Below are 6,980 nucleotides of genomic sequence, written 5' to 3' on the forward strand. Positions count from 1 at the left end.
CCAGAATCGTCAGTCATACTGCTCACCACCATGATGGCAATGAAGGATGCGATGAAGCCTGGAATAATCTCGTACACGCCAGGGCCACCCATGAACTCACCGTTCCAGCCGAGTGAGATCCAAACCATGACCGTGACCGCACCGACCACCATGCCTGCGATGGCACCATTACCGTTGGTACGCGGCCACATCAGCGACAGAATAATCAGCGGGCCAAAGGCGGCACCAAAGCCAGCCCAGGCGTTACTTACCAGGCCTAGAACCTGAGAGTTTTCGTCAGACGCAATGAACGCGGCGACGAGGCCAACCAGTACGACACAAATCCGGCCGACGCGGACACACTCCTTGTCCGTTGCTTCTTTACGTAGGAACAGGCGGTAGAAATCTTCAGTTAAGGAAGACGACGACACCAGAAGCTGACTGGAAATTGTGCTCATGATGGCCGCTAACAGTGCTGCGTAGAGGAAGCCGGTGACCAGCGGGTGGAATAGCAACTCCGCCAGGATGATAAAGATCGTTTCTGGGTCCTGAACCTCCAGCCCATTACGAATCGCATAGGCCCGTCCAAAAATACCCAGAGAAACGGCACCAATAAGAGAAATCAGCATCCAGCCCATGCCAATGTTGCGGGCAACCGGCACCTCTTTCAGCGTCCGAATAGCCATGAAGCGCACAATAATGTGGGGCTGCCCAAAATAGCCCAGTCCCCAAGTCACTGCAGAGAGCCACCCGATAAAGGTCAGTCCCGACGTCCAGGAAAGTAGCGTGGGATCAACCTCATTCAGGGTTTGTGACGCCTGGGCGAATCCGCCGCCCCCTTCGCCGAAGAGAACCACTGCCGGCATGATCACTAGCGCCAGCATCATGATGCAGCCTTGCACGAAGTCGGTCATGCTTACGGCCAGGAAGCCGCCTACAACGGTGTAAATAAGCACCACGCCTAGGGTTATAATGACCCCCATGGCGTAGTTGCTCATGTCACCGATATTGAAAATTCCGGCAAATGCGCTTTCAAACAGCTTGCCGCCAGCCACTAGGCCCGATGCTGTGTAAACGGCGAAAAAGATGACGATGACAATAGCGGATACGGTTCTAAGCGACATCGCCCGAGTTGGGAACCGGTTCGCCAAGAACGCAGGGATGGTAATTGCGTTGCCATAGTGAACGGTCTGTTCACGCAGGCGCGGGGCGACCAACGTCCAGTTGAAGAAGGCCCCCACCAGCAAGCCAATCCCGATCCAAGCCGAGCCCAGGCCGGATACAAACATGGCACCAGGTAGCCCGAGTAGCAACCAGCCGCTCATATCTGAAGCACCGGCCGAGAGGGCAGCGACCTGAGGACTGAGCCCACGCCCACCCAGCATGTAATCCTCGGATGAGGACGTTGCTTTGCGCATAGCATAAATGCCAATAGCGATCATGAGCGCAAAGTAGGCAAAAAGACTTATCCAAACACCGATAGCCATGAAAACTCTCCAAGTCGTCAGGACGGAGCTAGCTCCGACAGATTAGCGCGCTTTTTGTTAAAGGGAGACGCCATTGCTGGTCGTCTCCCGGCAACGTTAATTCATTGCCTTATTTTATGTTTAGTGGCGAAACCAAAACCTCGATAAGGTTGCCGAGTTTATTCGGCGGTTGCTAGCAGACTGGCGTTGCCACCCGCTGCCGTCGTGTCGATGCAAAGATGGCGTTCCACCACATAGCGATCTGGCGAGATGGTCTGGGTCTCGAGTGGCACGATAGCACCGTCGCGCTTAGCGAGTGCAATCCGCAGCTCATGGGTCCAGTCACTTTTGCCAGCCGCGGCGACCGCTGCAATGCTATCAATTTCGCTTAGCGTATCGGCTGTGATGCTTCCATCAAGTCCAGCCACCGGCGCTCCCGCATCGATCAGCGGCTGGACGGCTTGAGAGGCACCAGGTGTTGCAAGCAGCACGGGACAGCCCGCCCCGAGCGCCTGCACGGCCTGGGCGATGGCAATATCCAGCGTTGGGCCGAGGCAAAGAACGGCACCTTTAGGATACATCGCTAAGCGGTTGCTTTCCCCGGTTGGCCCCGGCAGTGTCTGCGGCGTCATATCCAAAGCTGCTGTTTCGGCGAGCGCCTTGCGGATCACACCACCTTTACCGGAAAGCGCCTTGCGCAGCACTTCGACCCGATTGGTGCGTGCCGCCCAGTTGCGCGCATCCAGGCCATCAAGGGCAGATTGTAGCTCGCCAAGTGATACGGTTTTTCCTTCTGGCGCCTCATGGCGCTCGGCAGCAGCGGTGCGGCGGAAGCGAGTAACATAGAGCGGGCCGCCAGCCTTTGGCCCTGTGCCTGACAGACCCTCACCCCCGAACGGCTGTGAGCCGACGATGGCACCAATCTGGTTGCGGTTGACATAAACGTTACCAACATGGATACGCTCAACGATCTGCTGTACGCGGTCATCGATACGGGTATGTAGGCCGAAAGTCAGCCCGTAACCTTTGCCATTAATGGCGTCGACGACGTTGTCGATGTCCCGTGCCTTGAAGGTGGCCACGTGCAGAACTGGGCCGAATATCTCACGCTCGAGATCCTCAATGCCTCCGACCTCAACCACCGCCGGAGTGACGAAGGTGCCGGTGTCTGGTGCCGACAGTTTTTTCAGCACCTTACCAGCTTTCTCGTGTGCCGCCACGTAGTCGCTTATTTCGGCTTGGGCGTCGGCGTCGATCACCGGTGAAACGTCAGTGTCAGTATTCCAGGGGTCGCCAATGGTGAGTGAGTCCATGGCGCCATAAAGCATGTTGAGTAACCGATCGCGGGCCTCTTCTTGAACGTACAGCATCCGCAGCGCCGAACAGCGCTGACCGGCTGACTGGAAAGAAGAGATCAGGATGTCGCGCACCGCTTGCTCCGTTAGCGCAGTGGAGTCGACGATCATGGAGTTGAGCCCGCCGGTTTCGGCGATCAAGACGGCATCGGGCCCTGCATTCTGCGCGAGAGTCTTATGGATAATCTGCGCTACCGGGGTCGAGCCAGTAAAGCAGACGCCAGCGATACGTGGGTCGCTCGTCAAAGGGCCGCCCACTGTCGGGCCGTCGCCAGGTAGCAGCTGGAGTGCTGCTTCCGGCAGGCCGGCCTCACGCATCAGCTCAACGGCGCGGGCAGCGATTAGGGGTGTTTGCTCGGCGGGTTTGGCAAGCACTGCGTTGCCAGCCACCAAGGCCGCTGCGATCTGTCCGGTGGTGATGGCCAGAGGGAAGTTCCATGGGCTGATGCAGACGAAGATGCCGCGGGCGCTGCCGGGCTCTTCCGCTTCGAGCCGCTCGCCTTCATTAGCGTAGTAACGCAAGAAATCCACCGCTTCGCGCACTTCGGCGATGCCATCGAACATCATCTTGCCGGCTTCGCGGGTAGTGATCACGGTCAATTCGGCGATGTGCTCTTCGTAAAGATCGGCGGTGCGACGCAGCACCTCGGCGCGCTCGGCCACAGGGCGTGCTGACCACTCGCGAAAACCGTCTTCGGCGGCATCGAGAGCGGCGGTTACCTCTTCCGGGGTGGCTTCATGCACCGTGCCGATAACCCGCGAGCCGTCTGCGGGAGAAACAGCGTTGCGAGCTGGACCCTTAGGGGCAGGGTTTCCAGCCAGCATGGGACCCGCCGTCCAGGTCTTGTCTGCAAAGGTTTCACGCGCATTGAGCAATGGAAGAATAGAGGCGGGCTCGTTGATTCGGTAGCCTTTGGAGTTCTTACGATCAGGTGCGAACAGCTCGCCGGGTTGGCGGATCAACGGACTTGAGATGGTGCTGCCAAGCTGCTGAAAACCATCCACCGGGTCCTTCGATACCTCGCTGGGAGGAATCGAACTATCCACTACCTGGTTGACGAACGAGGAGTTGGCACCGTTCTCTAGCAGGCGACGTACCAAGTAGGCCAGCAGGTCGCGGTGTGCGCCGACAGGGGCATAAATGCGGCAATGTGTGCCTTCCGACTCTTTGACAATGTGGTGCAGTGATTCACCCATGCCATGCAGGCGCTGAAACTCGTAGCTATCCTTGTCGTCGCCCGCCATGGCTACCACGGCGGCACACGTATGGGCGTTGTGAGTGGCAAACTGCGGATAGATGCGGTCGCGTCTGTCGAGCAGCATCTGGGCACACGCCATGTAGCTGACATCGGTATTAACCTTGCGGGTGAAGACCGGGAAGGTTTTTACCCCCATTTCCTGAGACACCTTGATCTCGGTATCCCAGTAGGCACCCTTGACCAGACGCACCATCATCTTACGATTGTACCGTTCAGCAAGTTCGTAGAGGGTCTCGATCATCGGCGCAGCGCGGCGCCCGTAGGCCTGCACAACGACTCCGAAGCCGTCCCATCCATCCAAGCTGGGGTCGGACATCAGTGCCTCGATCACGTCAAGAGACAGATCCAGCCGGTCCTGCTCTTCAGCGTCGATATTGAAACCAATATTGGCTTTGGCCGCTTGCTTAACAAGTTCCAACGCGCGTGGAACGAGCTCAGCCATTACCGTGTCACGGTGGGTGTATTCATAACGCGGATGTAGAGCCGAGAGCTTTACCGAAATGCCGGGGCTTCCGCGTACATCGCCCTTGGCCTGCTTAGCGATCGCAGTGATTGCTTTGGCATAGGCCTGATGATAACGGATGGCATCTTCGTCTGTGCGTGCTGCCTCGCCCAACATGTCGTAGGAGTAGGTGTAGCCTTGTTTCTCGAGTTCGCGGGCATTTTTCATGCCTTCTTCAATGGTCTGGCCGAGTACGAACTGACGGCCGAGAATTTTCATCGACTGGCCAACTGCTTTGCGAACTACTGGCTCGCCCATACGGCGCACCAGACCGCGTAGCGCCCGTGTCGGGCCCTTGGGGTCTTCCTCTAGCACCTTGCCCGTCAGCAACAGCGCCCAAGTAGAGGCGTTGACCATCGACGACGAAGATTTGCCCAGGTGAGCGCCCCAGTCGGAAGGCTCAATTTTATCGTGGATCAGGTCGTCAATGGTTTCCGCATCCGGTACGCGTAGCAACGCTTCTGCTAAGCACATCAGACCAACACCTTCGGTGGTGGAGAGGCCGTACTCGGCCAAGAACGCCTCCATCATCGAAGGAGATCTTTCTTTGCGGACACGCGCCACATAGTTGGCGCCTACAGCAGCAACTTGGCGACGGTCGTCTTCTGACAACTTAATGCGCTCGATCAGCGCATGCAGCACCGTTGCCTCATCGGCGTCATAGTTGGAGCGAATACGTGAGCGTAGATCACTCACGTCGCTGTGCAAATGAAGATTGGCTTTGTTCATAATAGGTCTCTCTTTGCTAGTCGACCTTTAGCGTTAACGCTGTCGACTTAGATCTTTTTGAAGCAAGCAAAAAAGATCAAACCAATAACAGAGAGCTCCAGAGGGAGCGCTCCCGGTACTTTTAATTAATGCATTCTGCACGCTTACTAGCGATCAATATGCTGATATTCGCCAGAATCGTCAGTCATACTGCTCACCACCATGATGGCAATGAAGGATGCGATGAAGCCTGGAATAATCTCGTACACGCCAGGGCCACCCATGAACTCACCGTTCCAGCCGAGTGAGATCCAAACCATGACCGTGACCGCACCGACCACCATGCCTGCGATGGCACCATTACCGTTGGTACGCGGCCACATCAGCGACAGAATAATCAGCGGGCCAAAGGCGGCACCAAAGCCAGCCCAGGCGTTACTTACCAGGCCTAGAACCTGAGAGTTTTCGTCAGACGCAATGAACGCGGCGACGAGGCCAACCAGTACGACACAAATCCGGCCGACGCGGACACACTCCTTGTCCGTTGCTTCTTTACGTAGGAACAGGCGGTAGAAATCTTCAGTTAAGGAAGACGACGACACCAGAAGCTGACTGGAAATTGTGCTCATGATGGCCGCTAACAGTGCTGCGTAGAGGAAGCCGGTGACCAGCGGGTGGAATAGCAACTCCGCCAGGATGATAAAGATCGTTTCTGGGTCCTGAACCTCCAGCCCATTACGAATCGCATAGGCCCGTCCAAAAATACCCAGAGAAACGGCACCAATAAGAGAAATCAGCATCCAGCCCATGCCAATGTTGCGGGCAACCGGCACCTCTTTCAGCGTCCGAATAGCCATGAAGCGCACAATAATGTGGGGCTGCCCAAAATAGCCCAGTCCCCAAGTCACTGCAGAGAGCCACCCGATAAAGGTCAGTCCCGACGTCCAGGAAAGTAGCGTGGGATCAACCTCATTCAGGGTTTGTGACGCCTGGGCGAATCCGCCGCCCCCTTCGCCGAAGAGAACCACTGCCGGCATGATCACTAGCGCCAGCATCATGATGCAGCCTTGCACGAAGTCGGTCATGCTTACGGCCAGGAAGCCGCCTACAACGGTGTAAATAAGCACCACGCCTAGGGTTATAATGACCCCCATGGCGTAGTTGCTCATGTCACCGATATTGAAAATTCCGGCAAATGCGCTTTCAAACAGCTTGCCGCCAGCCACTAGGCCCGATGCTGTGTAAACGGCGAAAAAGATGACGATGACAATAGCGGATACGGTTCTAAGCGACATCGCCCGAGTTGGGAACCGGTTCGCCAAGAACGCAGGGATGGTAATTGCGTTGCCATAGTGAACGGTCTGTTCACGCAGGCGCGGGGCGACCAACGTCCAGTTGAAGAAGGCCCCCACCAGCAAGCCAATCCCGATCCAAGCCGAGCCCAGGCCGGATACAAACATGGCACCAGGTAGCCCGAGTAGCAACCAGCCGCTCATATCTGAAGCACCGGCCGAGAGGGCAGCGACCTGAGGACTGAGCCCACGCCCACCCAGCATGTAATCCTCGGATGAGGACGTTGCTTTGCGCATAGCATAAATGCCAATAGCGATCATGAGCGCAAAGTAGGCAAAAAGACTTATCCAAACACCGATAGCCATGAAAACTCTCCAAGTCGTCAGGACGGAGCTAGCTCCGACAGATTAGCGCGCTT

Annotated in this window: 3 protein-coding genes; all 3 read right to left on the reverse strand. The window is 56.8% G+C overall.

From position 1 onward, the window contains the following. Window positions 1–1,466: sodium/proline symporter PutP (gene putP / locus ELY33_RS02465; protein WP_126943434.1), on the reverse strand; the 1,466-nt coding region annotated here is incomplete at its 3' end. Between the two features lie 158 nt (window positions 1,467–1,624). Beyond that, window positions 1,625–5,290 carry a bifunctional proline dehydrogenase/L-glutamate gamma-semialdehyde dehydrogenase PutA gene (gene putA, locus ELY33_RS02470; protein ID WP_126943437.1) on the reverse strand — a complete coding sequence of 1,222 codons (3,666 nt, stop codon included), beginning with the start codon at window positions 5,288–5,290 and terminating at the stop codon, window positions 1,625–1,627. Window positions 5,291–5,436: 146 nt separating this feature from the next. Beyond that, window positions 5,437–6,927 (reverse strand): sodium/proline symporter PutP, encoded by a 1,491-nt coding sequence (gene putP / locus ELY33_RS02475; protein ID WP_126943440.1) that lies wholly within the window; start codon window positions 6,925–6,927, stop codon window positions 5,437–5,439. Window positions 6,928–6,980: the final 53 nt, after the last annotated feature.

This window comes from Vreelandella andesensis, from assembly GCF_003989795.1.
GTDB lineage: Bacteria > Pseudomonadota > Gammaproteobacteria > Pseudomonadales > Halomonadaceae > Vreelandella > Vreelandella andesensis.